This is a genomic window from Actinomadura sp. NTSP31 (assembly GCF_041951385.1).
In the GTDB taxonomy this organism is placed as follows: Bacteria; Actinomycetota; Actinomycetes; order Streptosporangiales; family Streptosporangiaceae; genus Spirillospora; species Spirillospora napierensis.
This window is the reverse complement of the sequence record NZ_JBGNUT010000037.1, coordinates 39,830-61,917: the sequence shown is the minus strand read 5'-3', so window position 1 is coordinate 61,917 and position 22,088 is coordinate 39,830. Positions and strand designations below refer to the sequence as shown.

The 22,088-nt window shown below is 71.7% G+C and carries 23 protein-coding genes and 1 pseudogene; 13 read left to right on the top strand and 11 right to left on the bottom strand.

Going from position 1 to position 22,088, the window contains the following annotated elements; translation table 11 throughout:
* Window positions 1-30 precede the first annotated feature (30 nt).
* Complete coding sequence (locus ACA514_RS41620; protein WP_375046917.1) at window positions 31-405, top strand: winged helix-turn-helix transcriptional regulator; 375 nt, start codon at window positions 31-33, stop codon at window positions 403-405.
* Here ACA514_RS41620 and ACA514_RS41615 read toward each other — a convergent pair.
* Window positions 392-1,174: an enoyl-CoA hydratase/isomerase family protein gene (locus ACA514_RS41615; RefSeq protein WP_375046915.1), complete on the bottom strand. Its 783-nt coding sequence runs from the start codon at window positions 1,172-1,174 to the stop codon at window positions 392-394. The genes ACA514_RS41620 and ACA514_RS41615 overlap by 14 nt on opposite strands.
* Before the next feature lie 105 nt (window positions 1,175-1,279).
* Here ACA514_RS41615 and ACA514_RS41610 point away from each other — a divergent pair, with 105 nt between their 5' ends.
* Both ACA514_RS41610 and ACA514_RS41605 read left to right on the top strand, forming a co-directional pair.
* Window positions 1,280-4,309 carry a DEAD/DEAH box helicase gene (locus ACA514_RS41610; protein WP_375046913.1) on the top strand — a complete coding sequence of 1,010 codons (3,030 nt, stop codon included), beginning with the start codon at window positions 1,280-1,282 and terminating at the stop codon, window positions 4,307-4,309.
* A complete protein-coding gene (locus tag ACA514_RS41605; RefSeq protein WP_375046911.1) occupies window positions 4,309-5,088 on the top strand; it encodes an SWIM zinc finger family protein in 780 nt (259 codons plus the stop codon). The genes ACA514_RS41610 and ACA514_RS41605 overlap by 1 nt, the downstream gene beginning before the upstream one ends.
* Here the strand turns inward: ACA514_RS41605 and ACA514_RS41600 are convergent.
* A complete protein-coding gene (locus ACA514_RS41600; RefSeq protein WP_375046909.1) occupies window positions 5,085-5,732 on the bottom strand; it encodes an NAD(P)-dependent oxidoreductase in 648 nt (215 codons plus the stop codon). The genes ACA514_RS41605 and ACA514_RS41600 overlap by 4 nt on opposite strands.
* 88 nt (window positions 5,733-5,820) lie before the next feature.
* Between ACA514_RS41600 and ACA514_RS41595 the strand changes: the two genes are divergently transcribed.
* Window positions 5,821-6,246: a winged helix-turn-helix transcriptional regulator gene (locus ACA514_RS41595; RefSeq protein WP_375046907.1), complete on the top strand. Its 426-nt coding sequence runs from the start codon at window positions 5,821-5,823 to the stop codon at window positions 6,244-6,246.
* On the opposite strand, the gene ACA514_RS41590 is transcribed toward ACA514_RS41595, so the two are convergent.
* From ACA514_RS41590 to ACA514_RS41580, 3 genes and pseudogenes are all read right to left on the bottom strand, one after another.
* Entirely contained in the window at window positions 6,175-7,227 is a 1,053-nt protein-coding gene (locus ACA514_RS41590) for an ISAs1 family transposase (protein WP_375046905.1), read from the bottom strand. The two genes, ACA514_RS41595 and ACA514_RS41590, sit on opposite strands and share 72 nt — an antisense overlap.
* 430 nt (window positions 7,228-7,657) lie before the next feature.
* Window positions 7,658-8,437 (bottom strand): DUF4253 domain-containing protein, encoded by a 780-nt coding sequence (locus ACA514_RS41585; RefSeq protein ID WP_375046903.1) that lies wholly within the window; start codon window positions 8,435-8,437, stop codon window positions 7,658-7,660.
* Between the two features lie 102 nt (window positions 8,438-8,539).
* Window positions 8,540-9,309, bottom strand: a pseudogene (locus ACA514_RS41580) (transposase family protein).
* Between the two features lie 352 nt (window positions 9,310-9,661).
* Here ACA514_RS41580 and ACA514_RS41575 point away from each other — a divergent pair.
* A complete protein-coding gene (locus ACA514_RS41575) occupies window positions 9,662-10,150 on the top strand; it encodes a hypothetical protein (RefSeq protein WP_375046901.1) in 489 nt (162 codons plus the stop codon).
* A 54-nt stretch (window positions 10,151-10,204) separates the two neighbouring features.
* On the opposite strand, the gene ACA514_RS41570 is transcribed toward ACA514_RS41575, so the two are convergent.
* Entirely contained in the window at window positions 10,205-10,414 is a 210-nt protein-coding gene (locus ACA514_RS41570) for a DUF397 domain-containing protein (RefSeq protein ID WP_375046899.1), read from the bottom strand.
* 131 nt (window positions 10,415-10,545) lie between these two features.
* Window positions 10,546-11,274 carry an XRE family transcriptional regulator gene (locus tag ACA514_RS41565; RefSeq protein ID WP_375046897.1) on the bottom strand — a complete coding sequence of 243 codons (729 nt, stop codon included), beginning with the start codon at window positions 11,272-11,274 and terminating at the stop codon, window positions 10,546-10,548.
* Between the two features lie 364 nt (window positions 11,275-11,638).
* Between ACA514_RS41565 and ACA514_RS41560 the strand changes: the two genes are divergently transcribed.
* Both ACA514_RS41560 and ACA514_RS41555 read left to right on the top strand, forming a co-directional pair.
* Entirely contained in the window at window positions 11,639-11,860 is a 222-nt protein-coding gene (locus ACA514_RS41560; RefSeq protein ID WP_375046895.1) for a hypothetical protein, read from the top strand.
* Window positions 11,857-12,210, top strand: a complete 354-nt coding sequence (locus ACA514_RS41555) for an ATP-binding protein (RefSeq protein WP_375046893.1) — start codon at window positions 11,857-11,859, stop codon at window positions 12,208-12,210. The genes ACA514_RS41560 and ACA514_RS41555 overlap by 4 nt, the downstream gene beginning before the upstream one ends.
* Window positions 12,211-12,305: 95 nt before the next feature.
* On the opposite strand, the gene ACA514_RS41550 is transcribed toward ACA514_RS41555, so the two are convergent.
* The gene (locus tag ACA514_RS41550; protein ID WP_375046891.1) at window positions 12,306-12,899 is read right to left on the bottom strand and encodes a TetR/AcrR family transcriptional regulator; all 594 of its coding nucleotides are present in this window, start codon (window positions 12,897-12,899) and stop codon (window positions 12,306-12,308) included.
* A 67-nt stretch (window positions 12,900-12,966) separates the two neighbouring features.
* On the opposite strand from ACA514_RS41550, the gene ACA514_RS41545 reads away from it, so the two are divergent.
* Window positions 12,967-13,959 carry an ATP-binding cassette domain-containing protein gene (locus tag ACA514_RS41545; RefSeq protein WP_375046890.1) on the top strand — a complete coding sequence of 331 codons (993 nt, stop codon included), beginning with the start codon at window positions 12,967-12,969 and terminating at the stop codon, window positions 13,957-13,959.
* Entirely contained in the window at window positions 13,956-14,792 is an 837-nt protein-coding gene (locus tag ACA514_RS41540; RefSeq protein ID WP_375046888.1) for an ABC transporter permease, read from the top strand. Before ACA514_RS41545 ends, ACA514_RS41540 begins: the two co-directional genes overlap by 4 nt.
* Before the next feature lie 8 nt (window positions 14,793-14,800).
* Here the strand turns inward: ACA514_RS41540 and ACA514_RS41535 are convergent, their stop codons facing one another.
* The gene (locus tag ACA514_RS41535; protein WP_375046886.1) at window positions 14,801-15,976 is read right to left on the bottom strand and encodes a sensor histidine kinase; all 1,176 of its coding nucleotides are present in this window, start codon (window positions 15,974-15,976) and stop codon (window positions 14,801-14,803) included.
* A 96-nt stretch (window positions 15,977-16,072) separates the two neighbouring features.
* On the opposite strand from ACA514_RS41535, the gene ACA514_RS41530 reads away from it, so the two are divergent.
* The 4 genes from ACA514_RS41530 to ACA514_RS41515 are packed head-to-tail and all read left to right on the top strand — an operon-like array spanning window position 16,073 to window position 18,681.
* On the top strand, window positions 16,073-16,990 hold the full coding sequence (locus ACA514_RS41530; protein WP_375046883.1) for an ABC transporter ATP-binding protein: 918 nt from the start codon (window positions 16,073-16,075) through the stop codon (window positions 16,988-16,990).
* Entirely contained in the window at window positions 16,987-17,841 is an 855-nt protein-coding gene (locus ACA514_RS41525) for an ABC transporter permease (protein WP_375046882.1), read from the top strand. The genes ACA514_RS41530 and ACA514_RS41525 overlap by 4 nt, the downstream gene beginning before the upstream one ends.
* A gap of 7 nt (window positions 17,842-17,848) precedes the next feature.
* Window positions 17,849-18,124, top strand: a complete 276-nt coding sequence (locus tag ACA514_RS41520) for a helix-turn-helix transcriptional regulator (protein WP_375046881.1) — start codon at window positions 17,849-17,851, stop codon at window positions 18,122-18,124.
* 29 nt (window positions 18,125-18,153) lie between these two features.
* Window positions 18,154-18,681, top strand: coding sequence for a hypothetical protein (locus ACA514_RS41515; protein ID WP_375046880.1), 528 nt, complete (start codon window positions 18,154-18,156; stop codon window positions 18,679-18,681).
* On the opposite strand, the gene glgP is transcribed toward ACA514_RS41515, so the two are convergent.
* Window positions 18,678-21,317: an alpha-glucan family phosphorylase gene (gene glgP / locus ACA514_RS41510; protein ID WP_375046878.1), complete on the bottom strand. Its 2,640-nt coding sequence runs from the start codon at window positions 21,315-21,317 to the stop codon at window positions 18,678-18,680. The genes ACA514_RS41515 and glgP overlap by 4 nt on opposite strands.
* A gap of 55 nt (window positions 21,318-21,372) precedes the next feature.
* Window positions 21,373-21,882: a VanZ family protein gene (locus tag ACA514_RS41505; RefSeq protein WP_375046876.1), complete on the bottom strand. Its 510-nt coding sequence runs from the start codon at window positions 21,880-21,882 to the stop codon at window positions 21,373-21,375.
* Window positions 21,883-22,088: the final 206 nt, after the last annotated feature.

The following is a 22,088-nucleotide window of genomic DNA, read 5'->3' as shown; positions in this document are numbered from 1 at the left end:
CACCATCGGGTGCGTATCGGGAGGGGCAGAATGGACGATCCCGAGTTCATCGCCGACTGCCAGACGCGGCTCGGCCTCGACCTGCTGTCCGGCACGTGGACCGGCGTCGTGCTGTGGACGCTTCAGCACGGCCCGCTGCGTCCCGGCGAACTCCAGGACCGCATCGGCGGCATCAGCCACAAGGTGCTGACCGAGACGCTCCGGCGCCTCGAGCACAACGGGCTGGTCGTCCGCCGCCGCTATGCCGAGGCGCCGCCGCGCGTCGAGTACGAGCTGACCGGCCCGGGACGCGGGATGCTGGAACCCCTGAACGCCCTGGGCCGCTGGACCGAGCGCTACGCCGCCGACGTCGTGGACGCGCAGGAACGCGCCGCGACACAGGAGGGCGCGCTCAGCGGCCCGTGAACTTCGCCTTGCCCGGCCCCTCCTCCATGAAGGACTTCATGCCGTTCTTCTGGTCCTCGGTGGCGAACAGCGCGGCGAACTGCACCCGTTCGATCTCCAGCCCGGTGGCGAGGTCGACCTCCAGGCCGGAGTCGATGGCCTGCTTGGCGGCGCGCAGCGCGATGGCGGGCCCGCCCACGAACGTCGCCGCCCACTCCTTCGCGGCCGTGTAGACGTCGGCGTCGGGGACGACCCGGTCCACCAGCCCCATGGCGAGCGCCTCGTCCGCCTTGACGTGCCGCCCGGAGAAGATGAGGTCCTTGGCCTTGGACGGGCCGACCAGCCGCGCGAGCCGCTGCGTGCCGCCCGCGCCCGGGATGATGCCGAGCTGGATCTCCGGCTGCCCGACCTTCGCGCCCTCGCCCGCGACCCGCAGGTCCGCGGTGAGCGCGACCTCCAGCCCGCCGCCCAGCGCGTACCCGGTGATCGCCGCGATCACCGGCTTCGGGATCGCCGCGAGCGCCCTGGTGAAGTCCTGCAGCAGCCGCGAGTGGCCCGCCGCCATCTCCGCGTAGGACATCGGCGCCATCTCCTTGATGTCGGCGCCCGCCGCGAACACCCGCTCCCCGCCGTACAGCACCACCGCGCCGACCTGGTCGTCCTCGGTGACCTGCCGGGCCGCGCCGATCAGCTCCCGCTGCATCCGCGCGTCGAGGGCGTTCATCTTCGGACGGTCCAGCCTGATCGTCGCGACGCCGTCCTCGGCCTCCACCCGCACGAACTCGCCCACGAACGCCTCCAAGATCCTCCGGTCGACCGACGCCCCGAGCCTAACCAGCGGCGCCGTTCGCGCGCGTCGCCGGACCGTCCGGGACGGCTGGTAACTTCGGGGACCATGCTCGTCGCCCACGCCACCTGGCACGCCGGCGCGCTCTGTCTCTGGGCCGAACGCACCGGCCCGTACCAGCACGATCCCGACGTCCACCCGTTCGCGACCCGCGACTTCGCCGGGACGTCCTACGAGCCGCTCCTGCGCACCGCGTTCCGCGTCGAGCTGACGATGGCGCTGCCGACCCACGGCGACCATCCGCTGCCGTCCGCCGAGCTCGGCCCCGAGCCGGTGCCCGGGGAGCCCGAACTGCGGCCGTGGCGGGTGCCGGCGCTGGTGCTGGAGCCGTTCCCCGCGATGGCGCTGCTCCAGGCCGCCGAGCACAGCGGCGACGTCGTCCCCGGCTCCGACCTGCGGTTCCTGTGCGTCCTGGCGGAGGAGGCCGTGCACCTCGCCGGGCGCGGCCAGGTGCTCCCGGCGCTGCTGCGCGAGGACGGCGACCTCGTCGCGCGCTGGCGGCCCGTCCTGGACGACCCGGCCCGGTTCCGCGCGCTGGCCCGCGCGATGCCCGCCGCGTGCCGCGCGGCCGACGGGGGGCGGCCCGCCGCGCAGGTGCTGCGGGAGGCGCTGTCCGGGCTGGTCGACACCGCGGTCCGGGGCGTCGTCCCGCACCCGCTGCTGCCGCCCCGGCGCGGCAAGGTCCCCGACCGGCTGCCGCTCGCCGAACGCTGGGCGGAGGCGCTGACCGGCCCGTCCGCCGAGGTCGCCCGGGAACCCGGCGACGACCCGGACGAGCTCGTCGCCGAGCTGGACGCGTGGGCCGCCGCCGCGCGCCGCCCGTCCGGGCCGCTGCGCGTCTGCTTCCGGCTCGCCGAACCGGGCGCCGCGGAGTTCACCGCCGACCCGTTCCCCGAAGGGGAGGATAAGGACGAGCAGGACGAGCCCGGCGACACCTGGCGGGTCGAGTTCGCCCTCCAGGGCACCGAGGACCCCAGCCTCTACGTGCCCGCCGCGATGGTGTGGGACGGGGAGGCGACCTCCGTCCAGGACGCGGAGGAGACGCTCCTCACCGGCCTCGGCCGGGCGCTCCGCCTGTTCCCCGACATGGCGCCCGCGCTCGACGGCCCGGCGCCCGCCGAGCTGATCCTCGACACCGCCGGCGCGTTCCGCTTCCTGCGCCGGGCGGCGCCGATGCTGGCCGCCGCCGGGTTCGGCGTCCTGCTCCCCCAGTGGGCGGGCAAGGCCAAGCTCGGCATGAAGCTGACGACCCGCGCCGACGACCCCGAGGCCTCCTCGGGCGCCGCCGCGCCGTCCGGCTTCGACCTCAAGGGCATGGTCGACTTCCGGTGGGACCTGGCCATCGGCGACGCGAGCATCGACGAGGCCGAGCTGGAGGAACTGGCCCGGCTGAAGACGCCGCTCGTCCGGCTGCGCGGCCAGTGGGTCGAGCTGGACGAGGAGCAGCTGGAGGCCGCGCTCGACTTCCTGCGGCACCCGCGCCAGGGCCGGATGGCCGCGGCCGAGGCGATCCGCGCGATCGTCCACGCGGGCGACGACGCCCTCCCGCTGACCGCCGTCGACGCCGACGGCACCTTCGGCGACCTGCTGTCCGGCGAGGCCGACCGCCGCCTCACCCCGATGCGCACGCCGGACGACCTGGACGCCGAACTGCGCCCCTACCAGGAACGCGGCCTGGCCTGGCTGACCTTCATGGACGATCTGGGGCTGGGCGCCCTTCTTGCGGACGATATGGGGCTTGGCAAGACGATCTCCGTTCTGTCCCTTCTCGTCCATGAACGGGAGAACGGCGCCCGGCCCGGCCCCACCTTGGCGATCCTGCCGATGTCGCTGGTCGGGAACTGGCAGCGGGAGGCGGCGCGGTTCGCCCCGAAGCTGCGCGTCTACGTCCACCACGGGACGAGCCGGCACCGCGGCGACGACCTCATCGAAGCGGCCGGCAACGCCGACCTCGTCCTGACCACCTACGGGACGGCCACCCGCGACGCCGAAATGCTCGCGCCCGTCGAATGGGAGCGGGTCGTCTGCGACGAGGCGCAGGCCCTGAAGAACAGCGGCACGCGGCAGGCCAGGGCGGTGCGGAGCATCCCCGCCCGCAACCGGATCGCCCTCACCGGCACCCCCGTCGAGAACCACCTCACCGAACTCTGGTCGATCATGGAGTTCGCCAACCCGGGGCTGCTCGGGCCGCGCGCCGCGTTCCGGCAGCGGTTCGCCGTCCCGATCGAGAAGGAGGGCGACGAGCAGGCCGCGCTCGCCCTCAAGCGCGCCACGCAGCCGTTCATCCTGCGCCGCCTCAAGACCGACAAGTCGATCATCTCGGACCTGCCGGAGAAGCAGGAGATCAAGGTCTACTGCAACCTCACCACCGAGCAGGCGTCCCTCTACCAGGCGACCGTGGACGACATGCTGGAGCAGATCGCCGAGGCCGACGACAAGAAGCGGCGCGGGCTCGTCCTGGCGACGATGGCCAAGCTCAAGCAGGTCTGCAACCATCCCGCGCACCTGCTGAAGGACGGCTCCCGCCTGCCGGGCCGCTCCGGCAAGCTCGAACGGCTCGAGGAGATCTGCGCCGAGGTCCTCGACCAGGGCGAGAAGGCGCTCGTGTTCACCCAGTACGCCGAGTTCGGCTCGATGCTCCAGCCGTACCTCGCGGCCCGGCTCGAACGTCCCGTCCTCTGGCTGCACGGCGGCACGTCCAAGCAGGCCCGCGACGACCTCGTCCAGCACTTCCAGAGCGACGGGGAACCGGCGATCTTCCTGCTCTCCCTCAAGGCCGCCGGCACCGGCCTCACGCTGACCGCCGCCAACCACGTCGTGCACGTCGACCGCTGGTGGAACCCCGCCGTCGAGGACCAGGCCACCGACCGGGCGTTCCGCATCGGCCAGACCCGCAACGTGCAGGTCCGCAAGTTCATCTGCGTCGGCACGATGGAGGAGCGCGTCGACGAGATGATCGAGCGCAAGAAGGCCCTCGCCGAATCGATCGTCGGCACCGGCGAGGAATGGCTGACCGAGCTGTCCGTCGCCGAACTCCGCGACGTCCTGCGGCTGTCCCCCGAGGCGGTGAGCGACTGATGGACGACGAGGGAATCAAGGCCCGCACCAAGCGCGGCTCGATCGGCGCGCAATGGTGGTCGCGCCGCTTCATCGACCTCCTGGAATCCTTCGCCGACCAGGGCCGCCTGTCCCGCGGGCGCACCTACGCCCGAAAAGGCCAGGTCTACGACCTCCGCGTCACCCCTTACGAGGTCACCGCGAAAGTCAGGGGCTCACTCCCCGAGCCCTATGAGGTGGCCCTCGGCATCGAAGGAATAGAGCCCAGGAACTGGCGTGCCGTCGAGAAGGAACTGGCATCCCGCGCCGTCTTCCGCGCCCGCCTCCTCGCCGGCGAAATGCCCCCGGAAATCGAATGGGTCTTCGCCGAACTGGGCCTCGCCCTCTTCCCCAACACGGCCTCCGACCTGCACCTGATGTGCGACTGCCCCGACTGGGGCGACCCGTGCAAGCACGCCGCCGCCGTCCTCTACCTGCTCGCCGAGGCGTTCGACGACGACCCGTTCCTCATCCTCGAATGGAACGGCCGCAGCCGCGACCAGCTCCTCACCGCCCTGCGCCGCGGCCCCGCCGCCGCCCCCGACCCGTTCGCGATGGAGGACGAGCCCCTGTCGGCCACCGACTTCTGGACGACCCCGTCCGGCCTCGCCCGCCTCCGCGACCGCCCGCCCGCTCCCCCGGTCCCCCCGGGCTTCATCCTCCAGGTGGCGACACCGCCCCCGGTCAAGATCCGCCGCCGCCCCCTGACGGACGCCCTGCTCCCCGCCTACGAAGCCCTGGCCACCGACCCCTCCGACTAGTGGCCGAGGTTGACGTGCGCCCTGTGGTGGTCGCCTTTCTCGATCAGATCGACGAGCCCGAGGGCGTAGTCCGCGGCGGAGATCGCGCCGCCGTCCGCGGGCTGAACCGCGACGTCGTCGCCGAGCCGGTAACGGCCGAGTCGTTCGCCGGGCATATGCGCGCCGAACCTGAGCGCCGGGCTCACGAAGACCCAGTCGAGTGTCGCGGGCGCGGCCGGGAGGTCCTCGATGATGAACGCCGCCCCGGCGCGGATCTCGTCGTGGAACTCGGCGGGGATGTCGCTGAGGTCCGTGACGAAGCGATCGGCCCCGGGTGCGGGGCGCAGCGACGAGAAGCCGCCGACGATGAACAGGGGTACGCCCGCGGCATCGGCCGCACGCGCGATGGTGCGGTGGACGTCACGCCAGGTGCGGGCCACCGAACCGCGTGGGGCGACCGCGGCCACGACGACGTCCGCGTCCTCGATAGGTGCAGAGAGCGTTGCTTCGTCGGTGGCGTCGCCTTGGACATAGGTCACGTTCGGGATCGGCGCGTCGGGGAGCGAGCGGCTCAGTGCGGTGACCTGGTGACCACGGGCAGCGGCCTCCGCGACGATGGCAGAACCTGCATAGCCGGTGCCGCCGATGACGGTAATGCGAGACATGAGGTGCCTTTCTCCTGAACGAGGAGCGTCTGGCGACGCACAGCGGTTACGTTATGAGAGCAGCTCTCCAACGGGAAGAAGGCACTTGGTGGTAACCACCCCGGCCGAGTCGGTCCTCCACGGCAGCCCCTACCGCGCGGACTGCCCGACCCGCCGCATCCTGGATCGCATCGGCGATCGCTGGACCGTGCTCATAGTGGGCGCCCTCTGGGACGGCGAGGTTCGCTTCTCGGAGTTGCGCCGACGCATTGAGGGCATCTCGCAGAAGATGCTCACCCAGACGCTCCGGGGGCTCGAACGGGACGGGCTCGTGCGCCGCACCGTCCACCCCGAGGTCCCGGTCCGCGTCGAGTACGCGCTAACCGAAGCGGGCCGCACTCTGCGCGAGCCGCTGCGCGCGCTGGAGGAATGGTCGATCGCACACCTCAGCGACGTGTCAGCGTCACAACACGCCTACGACCAAGCGAATCAACCCCCACCCCCACAAACCCCAACCAGTGACCCCCAGGGCTGATGCATTCTCACATGGCGAGACCGAGTAGCTGAAAGGCGTCGTCAGGGCGCGGGGACTTCCACCTTGATCGTGGACACCGGTTGCTATGCGGCAGCGGTCAGCGTGGTTGGTCCAGCCCATTGCGTGTTGAAGGGCGATGGCCAGGTTGCGCAGGCTGGCCATGACACGTGGTGCTTGACCTGTGCGGACACGGGAGGCGTCTTCGGCGAAGGTGACGTCGCGGACGTGGTGCAGAGCCTCGAGCTGCCAGTGGCCGCGGATGTCGCGGGCCAGTTCGGCCGGGCCGGTCTGCTCGGCTGCCAGGCTGGTGATCGCGTACACGGTGGTGATGGTGGTCTTGCCGGTCGCGATGTTGGCGCGGCGGCGCTTGATCTGGATCGCCTGGGCGGCGTGCGGGAACAGCAGCCCGCTCACGGTGCAGACCTTCAGTCGGCGGATCTCGTCCCGCCCGTGGCTGTGGTCGCGGGTCCGCTCGCCCAGCGGGACCTCACGCCAGGGCAGCCGCTTGAGCTGGGCGTGGAGGTGTTTCTGATTCCCCTTTGTGACCATGATGTAGTCGGCGTGCTTGTGCTCCACCAGCCAGTCGGCGTGCTCGCGGACGGTGTGCAGTGCGTCGGCGGTGACCACCGTGCCGTGCAGGTTCAATGGTCCCAGCAGGTCGGTGAAACAGCTGGTCTCGCCGCTCTTGGCGGCGACTTGGCGCTGAGCGAGCACGACACCCTCGTGGGTGGCGGCGGCGCCCAAGTGCGGGCGGTTCCCGTCAGAGCGGCGGGCACCACGCACCGATTTGCCGTCCACGGCCAGTCCAGGGCGCCCGTTCCCGATGTCTTCGCTGTTCAGGAGCGCGATGAGGTAGCTGCCCAGGGCATCATCGAGGGCGTCGCCGTCCACGCCGGCCAGGATCCGGCCAAGCGTGGTGGCCACCGGCAGCCGTGCCTGCCCGCCACTGGTGAGAGTGAACCCCAGTGCGGCCCAGATCACCGGATCGCACGAGCGCGCCCATCGGCAGACCTGGGCCAGCGATCGCGCTGGTCAGGAACCCGGTCCAGCACCTCGGCCAGTACGGGAAGGCCGACGACATCTGGCGCCGGCCTCCCGGGCAGGACGACGTCCTGGCAGTGGCGCACGAGGTTGTCGAGCAGGGAAGATGGCATGCGAGCGCGACCCAGTTCATGATCGACTGGTCTAGGCAACCTTGATCATCTGAGGTCGCGCTCGTTCGTTACTGTCATTTCGTTGCCCAGCCCGCCGGCGCCGAGCCCGCGACGGTGCCGCAGCTCACCCGCCGGTCATCCCACGACTGGAGTTGGCTCAATTTAGTGTGCACCGACCGGTCAGGTGATCAGTGCGAGGCGTTGCGTAGGCGGGCTGCGCCGAGTCCAAGCCGTCATCCGCACGTCAGAGGGCGACTTCAGTCCCACCAGAATGACCAGACCGGGGCGCCCACGATGGCCTCCGCATACTCCTCGAAGTCGAAGAACTCTTGTCTGAGATCGGGGCAGAAGGCGTGGTGCTCGGCGGCGACGCGGCGGGCGTGTTCGAGGCTCTGGGGCGGCCAGGCGACGGTGACGTTGAGGCTGGCGCCGCCAAGGGAGCAGACGCGCACGCCGTACCGCTCCTGCCAGGTGCGCAGCACCGCGGTGAGCGCCTCGTGGATCACGTCCGCCGGCCAGCCGGACGCGAGGACGGCCTCGGCGCCGTCGCGGGCGTGCACGAGGCCGAGATAGGGACCCTGGTCGAGCCAGGTGAGCATGTCGCGGATACCGGACGGGCTGGTCGCCACCTCGACGGCCCACTGATCGGGGTCGGGTCCAGGCTCACTCGCAGGAGCCGGGCCGGGCCACGCGTCGAAGGGGGAGGGCTCCTCGTCGTCGAACGCCTCGGTCCATTCTTCGGCGAGATAGGCCTCTACGTCGACCCCCTCCACCCTGCCCTGCGCGAGAGGGTTGTTGAGCTCGCCCGTGTGCCACGGCCTGCCACTGCGATCGCGGGCCCCCAGCAGTAGCGGCCACTGGCCGGTCTCGCGATGGTGACGAAGAAGACTGGCCCAGAGCCGACCCGCCTCATCCACATCCAGCAGGTCGTCGGTGATCCACAACACCGGCTCGGTTGGAGGTGAGTCATCGAACACCGAGAGTTCCGGCGTGATCAGACGACCACTCAGGCCTTCGGGAGGGTCGAATGCGGACATGGGCAGCAATGATCGTGTAAATCCCCAGCGCATCACAACCGCCAACCGCGCACACGCGCTCCCCGAGCCCGCCAGCCCACGATTAGTGAGCTGATTCCATCCTCATCGGTCCTGGTGATGGAGGGTGAGGATGGCCTGCACGATGGCGGTTAGGCGGCTGGGTGAGCAGCGGGCCTTCCGCAAGATGTGCCAGCCCTTGAGAGCAGCGGCGCCTCGCTCGCCCAAGGCGCGGACCTTGGCGTGGTGCCGGTTGAACAGCTTCTTACGTTTCCCAGCTTGCGATGCTTCTTGCGCTTGTAGGGGGTACCGACCGCGCCGCCGGCGCCGAGGAACCCCCTGTCGGCGGAGCAGGCGATCGCCCGGTCCGTCAGAGCGTCGATGATGCCGTGCTCGCGGGCTGCGGTCAGATCGTGGGTGGACCCCGGTAGGGCCGGCGACGCCCAGATCAGTTCGCCGTGCGGATCGGTGAGGAACTGGACGTTCACGCCATGGCGGCGGTGTTTGCCTGAGTAGTGGAGCCGGGCGCCTGCGCCCGACAGCCGGTCGGTGGCCACCAGCGTGCCGTCCAGGATGACGTACGCCTTGCCCTGTGCGATCCGCATGGCCTGCCGCAGGTCGGGAGCCAGGTCGGCGAGCAGTTCGATCACCTCGGTGACGTAGCGGTGCGCGGTCGCGGCACCGACGCCGAACGCCGCCGCCAGGCCGGCGAAGGTCTCGTTGCGGCGCAGGTGCACCAGGACCAGCAGCGCTTGGCGGCCTGGCGGCAACCGCCGCCAGCGTGACCCGACCCGGCGCCGATGCCTGCGGATCAGATCGGCCACGAACCTGCGGGCCGAGCGAGACAGATCGAGGGCAGCGCGATAGAACAGCATCGGAGCTCCTGGTGGTCAAGATCGTCGCAAGTCTCGATCTACCAGGAGCTCTCTTGTCGTCGCTCACGCCGCGCGGGACGCAACCGGCCCGTGACCTGCGGACTCAGGTTGGAATTTTCTCAGTGTGCAGATCCGCACGCCTACATCAACAAACCAACAGGTCAACGGCTCGCGCCTGCTGGGATGCCATCATCGTGGGCCAAGTCGGGTGTCATTTCGTTGCCCAGCCCGCCAGCGCCGGGCCCACGACGGTGCCGCAGGTCACCCGCCGGTCATCCCACGATGCGAGAACGCATCAGCCCTGCAGTGACCGCCGAGGCTTGAACTGAACACGCAAATCCAGATCCGCGAGTTGCTCGCTCCCCTCATCACCGACGGCGACGATTTTCTGCGCATCCACGTCGGTGACGACCCCACCCTCACCCCGGCCGAACTCCTGCACCCGGTCCTCTTCGACCCCGCATTCGACAGAGGCCCTTTCGTGAACTTCGCAACTTCCACGCTGGATGAGATCACCAGGGCGTTGAGCGCCGTACCGGCCACCGCAGAACAGATGCCGGCCTTCCTGGTGCACATCTCCACTCAAGACATGGCCTATGGCGGCCCCACAGGACCATGGACTCCGGAGACCGCGCGACCACCGTCCGAGCGCCTCGTCTCGCTGTTACAGCCGGACGCTCAGTGGTGGACCAACGTGCACTACGAGGCGTGGAACTGGGAGCACGGCGAATTCAACGACACCTTCGGCTCCAACCCGGTAACCGGCCACACGCTCGACTGCGCACTGGTCGGCATCGGCCGCGACGCCACCGTCACCTTCCTCGCCTACGGCGACAGCTGATCGCAGGATCCGAGCCGGCGCTTACCCCGCGCAAGTCCTCACACGCTCACAGAACTAAAGGTCGTACACGCCGGCCTTGATCGTATGGGCAACCGCGGCCCAGCCGTCGATGGAGACCGTCAACACGGGCCCGTCGGCGTCCTTGCTATCCCTGACCGCCACGCCATCGCCTATGGAGGCGACTTCGACACATTGGCCATTGCCGCTGCTGTAACTGCTCTTACGCCAGGTGACGTGAGCAATAGCCGCCTTGTCCCTCTGCATGGTCAACCGCACCTTTCTGGACCGGTTGCTAGGCGAAGCCTTGCGCCGCCTCGCGCAGGATCCGCGTTAACTCGCTGGGACTCTGCGCGGGCGCCCTCAAGTGGTCAAAAACAAGTCTATTTGGCGCACCGTCAGTGGTTGTCGGGGTCCGTTACCGGGCGACCGGCGTTCCATAGTTCGGCGACATGGCCGGCGAATCGGTCGAACATCCCGTCCTCCTGGCATCGCTGGATGTGGAACATCGGCGAGTCATGCCCCACCAGATGGGCCAGGTGCGGCGTCACCAGCATTTCGTCATCGAACACGAAGACGCTCATGGCCACGTGATCATCGCTGTGGCGCGCTTCGATCCCCGGCGAGTCCGCCAGTTTGGACAACTCGTCCAAAGTGATCTTGATGCGGGTTCCGACCGTGAGCGGCACGGCTTCGAGTTCCTCACGCCGGCGCGTGACCTCGCTGTCCGGATCGCCGATCAGGAAGCGCACGCGACAACCGCGCTCGGCCTTGCGGCGGAGCGCGGCCCGCAGGTTGGGAATCTCCAGCCACAGGAAATAGTTCGTGTAACCGGCGAAGGTCAACTCCTTGTCGGCATCGCCGATGAGACGGCGCCAGACCGACTTCGGACACGCGGACCGGTAGGGATAGACCGCGATGACCTCGCGGTCCACCCCGGTCTTCAGGTTCTTCCTGACGGCATCAGGCCAGAGCATGCTCTCCTCCACCCCAAGAACGTCCGATGCGGCCCAGCGGTGCCGGGGATGCGGCATACGTCCCTCGTCGGCCGCCCATCGACCCACCGTCTTCACATCCACTTGACACGCTTCCGCGAGTTCCTGCTCTGTCAGTCTCGCATTGCTCATGGCCTGTCGTAGTGCGTCGTTGCCCACAACGACCGGACGTATGGAACGTTCCCCCAATGCAACCCGGAAACGACCCGGACGTCCTGCGAACGGTATTCAGACGTCCCGCTCAATTGCCGATCATCGTGACCGCGAGGACGCACGTTGGTCGCTTGCGAAGCCGCAGGGCACGGAGAGATCGCCGCCTCTCGTCCCCTATGCAGAACAAGGCGGCCCCGGCCGGTGCTGCGAACACCGGTCCCGGGGCCTCGGCCCGACAATGGAGGTCGGACCTGTGAGCAATGTACCGAAATCCCCGTTTCCGGGAGTCGGAAATGCACGGCGGGGCGTGACGAGGGAGCGTCTTTGGCTGCTTGTTCGGCTGATGTGGGCGCTGCGCGGGCTGGGGCGGGGGTCGGTGCTGTATCTGGACGGGACGGCCGAGCCGGTGCTCTCGGTTCCGGTCGCGGCGCGGCGGCGGTCAATGGCGGTGTTCGCCGTCCAGGAGCACGGCGGCGGGTGGGCCTACGTCTGGGACGCGACGTGCCGGATGCCGGTGGCCTCGGTGCTGCTGGCGGCCCGGCAGATCGCGGAGGCCGGGCGGTGATCGTCTGGGATGAGGTGCGCACCGAGCGCATCTCGTCGTCCGAGGTGCTGGACGTGCGGGTCGTCCGGGCGCAGGTTCGACGGATGTTGTCCCGCTCGGCGGACCGCTTCGACCTGCGGGACGTGGACCTGATGGTCTGCGAGATCGTCACCAACGCCGTCCGGTACAGCGCCAGCGGCGAGCCGGGCGGCGGGGTGTGGGTGACGGTGCTGGTGTCGTCCGGCCGGCTGCGAGTGGCGATCCAGGACGACGGCGGCTCGGACGGGGGCTGCTGGTGGTGGCCGGGCTGGCAGATCGGTGGGGCGTCCTTCCGGGATGCAGCGGTTCGTCCAACGTCTGGTTCGAGGTGACGCCGTGAGCCGGTGTTCTTGTTCGCCGGGCTGACGCCTCAAGCGCGCAGTGCGCTGGAGGCTCGGGCCGGGAGGTCGCCGGTGGGCGGGGTCGGCTACTTGCCGGTGCCGCAGAGGCGGAGGCTGCTTTGGAGGCAGAGGGCCGCTGCTTCCTGGGCGGTGAGGCGGCCTGCGGAGAGTTCCGCGGCGGCGGTGTGCTGGAGCCCGATGACGGCGGCGGTGAGCCAGGCGGCGGAGAGCGCCGGGTCGAAGTCGCCCGCGCGCTGGCCCCGGCCGATGAGCCGTTCGAGGCGCGGGGGGACGACGTCGTGGGGGTCGTTGGTCTTCGGCCGCGGGATCCCGGTGAGCGTCGGGTCGAGGAGCAGGGGGTAGCGGCTCAGGAACCGCCAGCCGGCGTCGAGGAACCTCGCGAGCGCGTCGGCGGGCGGAGCGGTGTCGAGGTCGGCGGCGTCGAGCAGCGCGGAGTACTCGGCGGCCCCGGCCTCGATGAGGGCGGCGATCAGGGCGTCGCGCGACGGGAAGTGCGCGTAGACGGTCTGGCGGGTGACGCCGGCCGCGGTGGCGATCTCCTCCATGCTCGCGTCGTACCGCTCGCCGAGGACGGTGCGGGCCGCTTCGAGGATGGCGTCGATGCTGCGCCGGGCGTCGGACCGCCGGGGTCTGGCCGGTGCGGCGGCCTTGTCGTCCATTCCGGTGAAGATATCACCGCCCGCACAGAACCTTGACAAACCGTAAGAGATAGCCAACTCTTACAGCATGTCAAAGAACGGCGCGGGCGGGGACGGCCCGGCGATCGAGGCGCGCGGCCTGGTCAAGGTCTACGGCGGGAACCGGGCGCTCGACGGGATCGACCTCACCGTCCGGCGCGGTCAGGTGTTCGGGTTCCTCGGCCCAAACGGCGCGGGCAAGACCACGACGATCCGGATCCTGGCCACCCTGACCCGGCCCGACGGCGGCACCGCCCGTGTTCTCGGGCACGACCTGGTGCGCGAGCGGCAGGCGATCCGCGCCCGGGTGGCGGTGACCGGCCAGTTCGCCGCCCTGGACGAGGATCTGACCGGGCGCGAGAACCTGACCGTCCTCGGCAGGCTGCACGGCCTCTCCCGCGCGGCCTGCCGGGGGCGGGCCGACGATCTGCTCACCGCCTTCGAGCTGACCGGCGCGGCCGACCGCCCGGTCGGCGGCTACTCGGGCGGGATGCGCCGCAGGCTGGACATCGCGGCGGGCCTGATCGTGCCGCCCGACCTGCTGTTCCTGGACGAGCCGACGACGGGGCTCGACCCGCGCAGCCGGGGCCGGGTGTGGGAGACGGTCCGCCGGATCGCCGACGCGGGCACGACGGTGCTGCTCACGACCCAGTACCTCGAAGAGGCCGACCAGCTCGCGGACCAGATCGCCGTCATCGACCACGGCCGGATCGTCGCCGAGGGCACCAGTGCCCAGCTCAAGGCGCGGGTCGGCACGGGCACCCTGCACGTCCGGCTGCTCGACGGCGGGCAGCGCGCCCGGGCGCGGGACGTCCTGGCCGGCGCCCTGGACGGGACCGTGCGCCTCGCGGCCGACCCGCTCGCCCTGTCGATGCTCGTCACCGGGGCGAGCGACACGGCGCGGCTGGTCGGGCGCGCCATGACGCTGCTCGCCGACGCCCGCGTGGGGGTCGCCGAGGTCGCGCTCGGCCAGCCCAGCCTGGACGAGGCGTTCCTCGCCCTGACCGGCCGCACCACCGATCACGAGGAGGTGAGCGCATGAGCGCTCAGGCCGTCGCCCCCGCGAAAACCGACCCGATCGACGTACTGCTGAAAGGGGGCGGACCCCGCCGCCGCGCCGGGGCGCTCGCCGCGTCCGCGACGTTCGGGCGGCGCGCCATGCTGAAGCTCAAACACGACCCGAAGCAGCTGGTGGACTCGATCGCGATCCCGGTCCTGTTCACGGTGCTGTTCACGTACCTGTTCGGCGGCGCCATCAGCGGCTCGTCCGGCAGCTACCTCAAGCTCCTGCTGCCCGGCACGCTCAGCATGAGCATCGCCATCGTCACCATGTACGGCGGTGCCCGCCTGGCGCAGGACGTGACGACGGGGGCCTTCGACCGCTTCCGGTCGCTGCCGGTATGGCGCGGCGCGTTCGTGCTCGGCGGTCTGCTGAGCGACGCCGTCCGCTACCTGTTCGCCTCCGCCATCGTGGTGGGGCTGGGACTGGTCATGGGGTACCGGCCCGGCGGCGGCGCGGTGGGCGTGCTGGCGGCGGTGGCCCTGATCGTCGCGTTCGGGCTGTCGCTGTCGCTGCTGTGGGCGGTGGTCGCCCTGCTCACGCGCGACCCGGCGGTCGTCATCAGCATCGCCAACATCGTGCTCATGCCGCTCTCGTTCGCCAGCAACATCTTCGTCGAGCCCGGGACGATGCCCGGCTGGCTCCGGGCCTTCGTCGACGTCAACCCGCTCAGCCACGTCGCGACCGCGGCCCGCGCCCTGATGAACGACACGGGCGGGACCGGCGGTCCCGTCGCCTGGTCGCTCGTCGCGACGGCCGTCCTCACCGCGGTGTGCGCGCCGCTCGCACTCCACCTCTACGCCCGGCAGAACTGACCGGGACCTCAGCCGGGCAGGCGGGCCTGGACCCGGAAGCCGCCGGTGGCACGGGGGCCGGCTTCCAGGGTGCCGCCCAGGGTCTCGGCGCGGTCGCGCATGCCGCGGATGCCGCTGCCTTCACCCGGGGCGGACGCGGCGCCGGCGCCGTCGTCGTCCACGGTCACGGTGACGTCCCCGGCGCCGTAGCGGACGCGGACGACGGCGGACGCCGCGCCGGAGTGGCGGGTCACGTTGGTGAGGGCCTCCTGGACGATGCGGTACGCGGCGTGGTCGGCGGCGGGAAGCAGCGGGCGGGGGGTGCCCTCGGTCTCGGTGCGGACGGTGAGGCCGGCGGCGGTGATGCCGCCGGTCAGATCGTCCAGCCGGGCGAGACCGGGCCGGGCGTCCGCCGAGGGGGCGTCGACCTGGCGGAGCACGCCGAGGGTCGCGCGCAGTTCGCGGAGGGTGTCCTTGCTGGCGTCCTTGATCGCGGCGAGCGCGTCCTCGGCGCGGCCGGGCTCGCGGGGCAGGACGTGCAGCGCGGCAGTGGCCTGGACGTGGATCAGCGAGATGTTGTGGCCGAGCGCGTCGTGCAGTTCGCGGGCGATGCGGAGGCGCTCCTCGATGGCGCGGCGCCGGGCCTCCTCCTCGCGGGAGCGCTCGGCGGCGGCGAGGCGGTGCTCGGCCTCGCGCAGGTAGGCGCGCCGGTTGCGGGCGAAGCCGCCGATGGCGATGACGGCGACGAACCAGCCGGCGAGCAGGAAGGTGGCGGCGTCGGCGAGGTGGTTGACCTTGTCGGTGTCGTTGCCGTAGAGGGTGGCGGCCATCGCCACCGCGGCGAGCGCGGACGCCGCCGCGATGTGGCCTTCGACCGCCGCGGTGTAGAGCGCGATGACGAAGGTCATGATGATCGGGCCGTCCGGTGAGGTGACCGGGTAGTAGACGCCGCAGGCCACGAAAGTGACGAGCGCGACGGTGCGGGGGTGGCTGCGGCGGAAGGCCAGCGCGCCGCAGGCGATCAGCAGCAGCGCCCAGCCGTAGAACGACATGGTGCCGCGACCCAGCGCGTAGGTCGCGATCAGGGCGATCACGGTCAGGACGGCGAAGCAGGCGGCGGCCAGCAGCGCGTCGGCGAACCGGCCGCGCGGCGGCCACCGGAGCGCGGTCGCGGCGCGGTCCCGGGCGGGGGCTGGTGCGCGCACGGCTCCATCCTGCCAGGTTCCCCGTCTTGCGGCTCTGCGATGAGATGTAGTACTTCTACTATCAACGAACGAAGTTTCCATACGAACGGGGGGCGCATGGACGAGCCGGTGATCCGGACGCGCGACCTGCGGATGCGCTACGGCCGCACCGAGGTGCTGCGCGGCGTGGACCTGGAGGTCCGCGCGGGCGAGGTGGCCGCGCTGCTCGGCCCGAACGGCGCGGGCAAGACCACGACCATCGAGATCCTGGAGGGGTTCAGGCGCCGGTCGTCCGGCGAGGCGCGGGTGCTCGGCGAGGATCCCGGCACGGGCGGCGCGGCGTGGCGGGCGCGGCTCGGGATCGTCCTGCAGGACTGGCAGGACCACCCGCGGTGGGGCGTCCGGCAGCTGCTGGCGCACATCGCGGGCTTCTACGACCGGCCGCGCGACCCCGACGAGCTGCTGGCGGTCATGGGACTGACGGCGCAGGCCGGGCAGATGGTCGCGCGGCTGTCGGGCGGGCAGCGCCGCCGGCTGGACGTCGCGCTCGGCATCGTGGGCCGCCCCGAGGTGCTGTTCCTCGACGAGCCCACGGCCGGGTTCGACCCGCAGGCGCGCCGCGAGTTCCACGAGCTGGTCGGGCGGCTCGCCCGCGAGGACGGCATGACGATCCTGCTGACCACGCACGACCTCGCCGAGGCCGAGCGGCTCGCGGACCGGATCGCGATCCTCGTGCGGGGCGAGGTCACGGTGAGCGGCACCCCGTCCGGGCTGGCGTCGATCGTGCAGGCCGCGTCGGAGGTGCGGTGGCTGGAGGACGGCGCGCCCCGCACCGAGCGCACGCCGGACCCGTCGCGGCTGGCGTACGAGCTGCACCGGCGGTTCGGCGGCCCGGTCCCGGGCCTGGAGATCCGGCGGCCGACGCTGGAGCAGAGCTACCTGAACCTGGTCGCCGGCGCGGACGCCGGCGTGGAGGCGGGCGCCGGCGCGGAGGCCGCGGCCGCGGTCGAGGTCGAGGAGAGGACGGCGGCGTGAACGCCAGGGTGATCGGGATCGGGGCCCGGCGGGGCTGGGCGGAGCACGTGCACTCCCTGCGGAACCGGCGGGAGCTGCTCACCGGGCTGGCCGGGACGGTCGGCGTCTTCGTGCTGATGGTGCGCTGGCAGGGCGGCCACGACGCGGAGGGGACGCGCGTGTCGGAGGCCGTGCTGCTCGCGGCGGGCTTCGTCGCGTTCTGCGTGTTCTCGACCGGGCTGATGAACCTCGCCATGATGATCGCGGCGGACCGGGAGGAGGGCACGCTGCTGCGCCTGCGCACCGTGCCCGGCGGCGTCGCCGCCTACCTGGTCGGGCGGGCCGTCTCGGTGCTGCTGCAGATCGTCACGTACGTGGTGCTGATGCTGGTGGCGGGCGTGGCCTTCGCGGGCCTCGACCTGCCGTCCGACCCGGGCCGGTGGCTGACGCTGCTGTGGGTGCTGGCGCTCGGGACCCTCGCGGTCGTCCCCTTCGGCGCGGCGCTCGGCACGCTGCTGCCGGGGCCGCGCAACGCCGCGAGCATCCTGTCGCTGCCGGTGATGGGGCTGATGGTCGTGTCCGGGGTGCTGTTCCCGGTGACGTCGCTGCCGGCGCAGGTGCAGTGGATCGCCCAGGCGTTCCCGCTGTACTGGGAGGGGCTCGGGCTCCGGTCGGCGTTCCTGCCGGACGCGATGCTCGCCGGGGAGATCGGCGGGAGCTGGCGCCCGCTGGAGACGGCGGGGATGCTCGGCGCGTGGGCCGTCGCGGGCCTGCTGGTCGCGCCGTGGCTGCTGCTGCGCGCGACGCGGCGCGAGTCCGGGGCGCGGCTGGCGGCGCGCCGGGAGCGCCGCGCCGCCCAGGGCGCGTTCTGATCCACGGGTGCGGGAGACTGTGCCGGTGGCGGACGGCAGGGCGGGCGGCAGGGCGGACAAGGAGCACGTCCACAACCGGATCGCGGTGCTGCGCGCCGAACGCGGCGTGTCGCGCCGCGAGCTGGCGACGGCGCTGGGCGTCCACTACCAGACGATCGGCTACCTGGAGCGCGGCGAGTACAGCCCGAGCCTGCACCTCGCGCTGCGGATCGCCGCGTTCTTCGAGGTGCCGGTCGAGGTCGTGTTCTCGCTGGCGCCGTTCCCCCGGCTGGGGAGCGCCTGATGCCCGTCCCGGAAAGAGGAGCTCGCGGAATGTGGGAACGGTGGTCGCGCCACCGGGAAGAGGTGCTGCAGTCGGACGTGCTGCCGTCCTGGTACACGACCCGGCGCCGGCGGCGCGGGCTCGCCGCGGCCGGCCTGGCGGGGCTCGCCATGATCTGGGCGGGCACGGTCGTGTCGTGGCACCTGGCGCCGAGCGACACCGCCATGGTCGTGACGATCACGCTGCTGGCCGTGTCGGTGGTGGTCACGCTGCCGGTGGTGGCGCTGCTGAACATCGCCACCCGCGGGACGATGTCGCTGGCCGAGCACCGGCTGGACGAGCGGCAGGTCGCCGACCGGCTGCGCGCCTTCACCGCCGCGCACCGGATCATGCTCGGGGTGCTCGTCGCCGTGGTGGTCGCGGTGATGGCGAGCGGCACCGACCGCGTCCCGATGGCGGCCGTCGTGGTGGGCGTGGTCGCGCTGTTCGAGACGCACATGCTGCTGCCCGTCCTCGTCGCCGGGTGGCGGCTGCCCGACCCGCCACCCGACGACGAGGACGACGACGCCGCCGCCTAGCGCAGGTCGCCGTTCGTCATGCCGGGCGGCGCGGGCGGCAGCGCCACCAGCCCCATCTCGGCCCGTCCGGACAGCATCGGATGGTTCGGGACGACCCGGACGCCGTACCCGAACGCGCCGCTGCGCCCGAGCGGGACCTCGCCGGTGTAGCGCAGCCGCCCGTCGCCCGCCGGCTCGGCGCCGCCCAGCTCCACGTACGCCGGGTCGATCAGCGCGTCGGCGTCGTCGACGCGGCCGTAGGCGGCCTCGACGGCGACGTCGTCGGGATCGAGGCCGCCGAGCGCGACGACGACCTTCACCGTGAGCCGCGCGCCGACCTGCGGGCTCTCCCCGCCGTTGGACTCCACGTGCTCGACGGCGACGCCCGGCCACGCCTTGGCGACCCGCTGCTTCCAGCCGGCCAGCGCGCGGGCGCCCGCGTACTTGTCGGCGACCATCTCGCGTTCCGACGCGGCGGCCGGCGTGTACAGGTCCTGCACGTAGTCGCGGACCATCCGGCTCGCCAGCACCTTCGGGCCGAGCGTGGCGATGGTGTGCTTGACCATCTCCAGCCAGCGGCGCGGCAGGCCGGCCGAGTCGCGGTCGTAGAAGGTGACCGCGACGTGGTCCTCGATCAGCTCGTACAGCGCGGCGGCCTCCAGCGCGTCCCGCCGGTCGGGGGCGGCCAGGCCGTCGGCGGACGGGATCGCCCAGCCGTTCTGGCCGTCGTACCACTCGTCCCACCAGCCGTCCCGGATGGACAGGTTCAGCCCGCCGTTCAGGGCCGCCTTCATCCCGGACGTGCCGCACGCCTCCAGCGGCCGCAGCGGGTTGTTCATCCACACGTCGCAGCCCTGCACCATGAGCCGCCCGAGCGCCATGTCGTAGTCGGGCAGGAACACGATGCGGTGCCGGACGTCCTCCTCGCCGGTGAACCGGACGATCTCCTGGATGAGCCGCTTGCCGCCCTCGTCGGCCGGGTGCGCCTTCCCGGCGATGACGATCTGCACCGGGCGGTCGGGGTCGAGCAGGATCCGGCGCAGCCGGTCGGGGTCGCTCATCATCAGCGTGAGCCGCTTGTAGGACGGGACGCGCCGCGCGAACCCGAAGGTCAGCGCGTTCGGGTCGAGGGCGTCGTCGATCCAGGAGATCTCGGCCTCGCTGGCGCCGCGCTGCCGCCACGACTCGCGCAGCCGGCGCCGCGCGTCCAGCACGAGCCGTTCGCGCAGCAGCCCGCGGATCCGCCAGATCTCGCTCTCGGGGACGTCGCGGACCTCCTCCCAGCCGCGCCCGGACGCCATCAGCGCCGGGATCTCGCGGGCGGCCAGCTCGAGGACCTCCCGCGCCACCCAGGTGCCGGCGTGCACGCCGTTGGTGATGGAGCCGATCGGGACCTCGGCGGTGTCGAAGCCGCCCCACAGGCCGCCGAACATCTCGCGGCTGACCTCGCCGTGCAGCTCGCTGACGCCGTTGACGCGCTGCGCGAGCCGCATCCCCATGACGGCCATGTTGAACACCGTGCGGTCGCCGCCGGGATAGTCCTCGGCGCCGAGCGCGAGGACCCGTTCGACGGGGACGTACGGGTCCTCGTTGGCGCCGCCGAAGTAGCGGGCGATCAGGTCGCGCGGGAACCGGTCGATGCCGGCCGGCACCGGGGTGTGGGTGGTGAACACCGTGCCCGCGCGCGTCGCCTCCAGCGCCTCGTCGAACGTCAGGGCGTGCTCGGACACCAGTTCGCGGATGCGTTCCAGGCCGAGGAACCCGGCGTGGCCCTCGTTGGTGTGGAACACCTCGGGGGCCGGGTGCCCGGCGATGCGGCAGTACGCGCGGATGGCGCGGACGCCGCCGATGCCGAGCAGCATCTCCTGCAGCAGCCGGTGGTCGCCGCCGCCGCCGTACAGCCGGTCGGTGACGTCGCGCGCGGCGGGGTCGTTGTCCTCGATGTCGGAGTCCAGCAGCAGTTGCGGGACGCGGCCGACCCTGGCCAGCCACACCTGCGCGTGCAGCTCGCCGCTCCCGGCGCCGCCCTGCTCGCCGGCGCCGGTGCCGCGTCCCCCCGCCGGGGGCAGGCCGATCGCGACGCGGACCGGGCTGCCGTCGGCTTCGCGCAGCAGCGTCAGCGGCAGCCCGTTGGGGTCGATCGGCGGGTAGCGCTCCAGCTGCCAGCCGTCCGGCGACAGCGACTGGGAGAAGTACCCGTGCCGGTACAGCAGGCCGACCGCGATGATCGGCACGCCGAGGTCGCTGGCGGTCTTCAGGTGGTCGCCGGCCAGGATGCCGAGGCCGCCGGAGTACTGCGGCAGCGCCGCGGTGATCCCGTACTCCGGCGAGAAGTAGGCGATGGACGACGGGGCGCCGGTCAGCGACTGGTACCAGCGCGGTGCGGTCAGGTACTCGTGCAGGTCCTCGGCCGTGTCCTGGAGCCGGCGGAGGAAGCGCCGGTCCTCGGCGAGCTGCGCCAGCCGTTCGGGCGCGACCTCGCCGAGCAGCCGGACCGGGTCGTGGTGGACGGCCTCCCACAGCGCAGGGTCCACGGCGCGGAACAGGTCAAGCGTCTCGTGGTGCCACGACCAGCGCAGATTGAGGACGAGCTCCTCGAGCTGCCGGAGCGGCTCTGGAAGGACGGTGCGGACCGTGAATCGTCGGATTGCCTTCACGCAACGTCACGCTATGCAATGCGATGCGATGGCGCGACAGCCGGGAGGGGTTTCGTCACCTCGCGGACCGGTCGGCCACGAGCGCCCGGACGCGCAGGAACGCCGACGCCGCAAGGGCTCCCGCGGCCACGCCGAGCGAGTTGTACGCCATGTCGCCGGGATCGCATTCGCGGCCCGGATCGAGAGTTTGCAAGAACTCGACCAGAACGAACCCCGCCGAGAAGGCTGCGGTCGCGGCGGCGGGGCGGCCCGTCAGCAGGACGCCGAGGAAACCCAAAGGTATCCATAACGCCACATTCATGACGTCCTCCAGGCCGCGCGACCCGAAGACGCGCAGCGACCAGGCGATGTCGGACACCGGGGTCGCGACGCAGTGCTCCAGCCGGCCGCCCGCGCCCGGCGCGACGTCCGCCGGCAGCGTGATCGCCAGCACGAGGCCCGTCCACGCGAGCAGCGCCAGCGCCGGCAGCGGAGCCCACCCGGTCCGCCGCGCGACCGGCCGCCGCAGCAGGACCACCGCCACCGCGATCACCGCCCAGAGCGCCAGCGGGCGCACCACCTCCATCGGCACATCATCGGGCACGCCGGTCCAACGATCCGCCGCCGCGCCGAGTTCGCGCCGCGTAGGAAACCCCTGGTCACGATCGCCTCTCACCGGCGGGCGCCTGGGAAAGATCGTTACGGGGCGGTCGCGGAGCGGCGCCCGGACGGTCGCGCAAAGTTATCGGAAACTGGATGACGAGTGGCACCGCATCCCGGGCATGGACGTTT

What these genes read in the sequence shown, in the direction of transcription:
- ACA514_RS41620 (WP_375046917.1), top strand. Translation starts at nt 31, where the DNA reads ATGGACGATCCCGAGTTCATCGCCGACTGCCAGACGCGGCTCGGCCTC.
- ACA514_RS41610 (WP_375046913.1), top strand. Translation starts at nt 1,280, where the DNA reads ATGCTCGTCGCCCACGCCACCTGGCACGCCGGCGCGCTCTGTCTCTGG.
- ACA514_RS41605 (WP_375046911.1), top strand. Translation starts at nt 4,309, where the DNA reads ATGGACGACGAGGGAATCAAGGCCCGCACCAAGCGCGGCTCGATCGGC.
- ACA514_RS41600 (WP_375046909.1), bottom strand. Translation starts at nt 5,732, where the DNA reads ATGTCTCGCATTACCGTCATCGGCGGCACCGGCTATGCAGGTTCTGCC.
- ACA514_RS41585 (WP_375046903.1), bottom strand. Translation starts at nt 8,437, where the DNA reads ATGTCCGCATTCGACCCTCCCGAAGGCCTGAGTGGTCGTCTGATCACG.
- ACA514_RS41570 (WP_375046899.1), bottom strand. Translation starts at nt 10,414, where the DNA reads ATGCAGAGGGACAAGGCGGCTATTGCTCACGTCACCTGGCGTAAGAGC.
- ACA514_RS41565 (WP_375046897.1), bottom strand. Translation starts at nt 11,274, where the DNA reads ATGAGCAATGCGAGACTGACAGAGCAGGAACTCGCGGAAGCGTGTCAA.
- ACA514_RS41560 (WP_375046895.1), top strand. Translation starts at nt 11,639, where the DNA reads ATGTGGGCGCTGCGCGGGCTGGGGCGGGGGTCGGTGCTGTATCTGGAC.
- ACA514_RS41550 (WP_375046891.1), bottom strand. Translation starts at nt 12,899, where the DNA reads ATGGACGACAAGGCCGCCGCACCGGCCAGACCCCGGCGGTCCGACGCC.
- ACA514_RS41545 (WP_375046890.1), top strand. Translation starts at nt 12,967, where the DNA reads ATGTCAAAGAACGGCGCGGGCGGGGACGGCCCGGCGATCGAGGCGCGC.
- ACA514_RS41540 (WP_375046888.1), top strand. Translation starts at nt 13,956, where the DNA reads ATGAGCGCTCAGGCCGTCGCCCCCGCGAAAACCGACCCGATCGACGTA.
- ACA514_RS41530 (WP_375046883.1), top strand. Translation starts at nt 16,073, where the DNA reads ATGGACGAGCCGGTGATCCGGACGCGCGACCTGCGGATGCGCTACGGC.
- ACA514_RS41515 (WP_375046880.1), top strand. Translation starts at nt 18,154, where the DNA reads ATGTGGGAACGGTGGTCGCGCCACCGGGAAGAGGTGCTGCAGTCGGAC.
- ACA514_RS41505 (WP_375046876.1), bottom strand. Translation starts at nt 21,882, where the DNA reads ATGGAGGTGGTGCGCCCGCTGGCGCTCTGGGCGGTGATCGCGGTGGCG.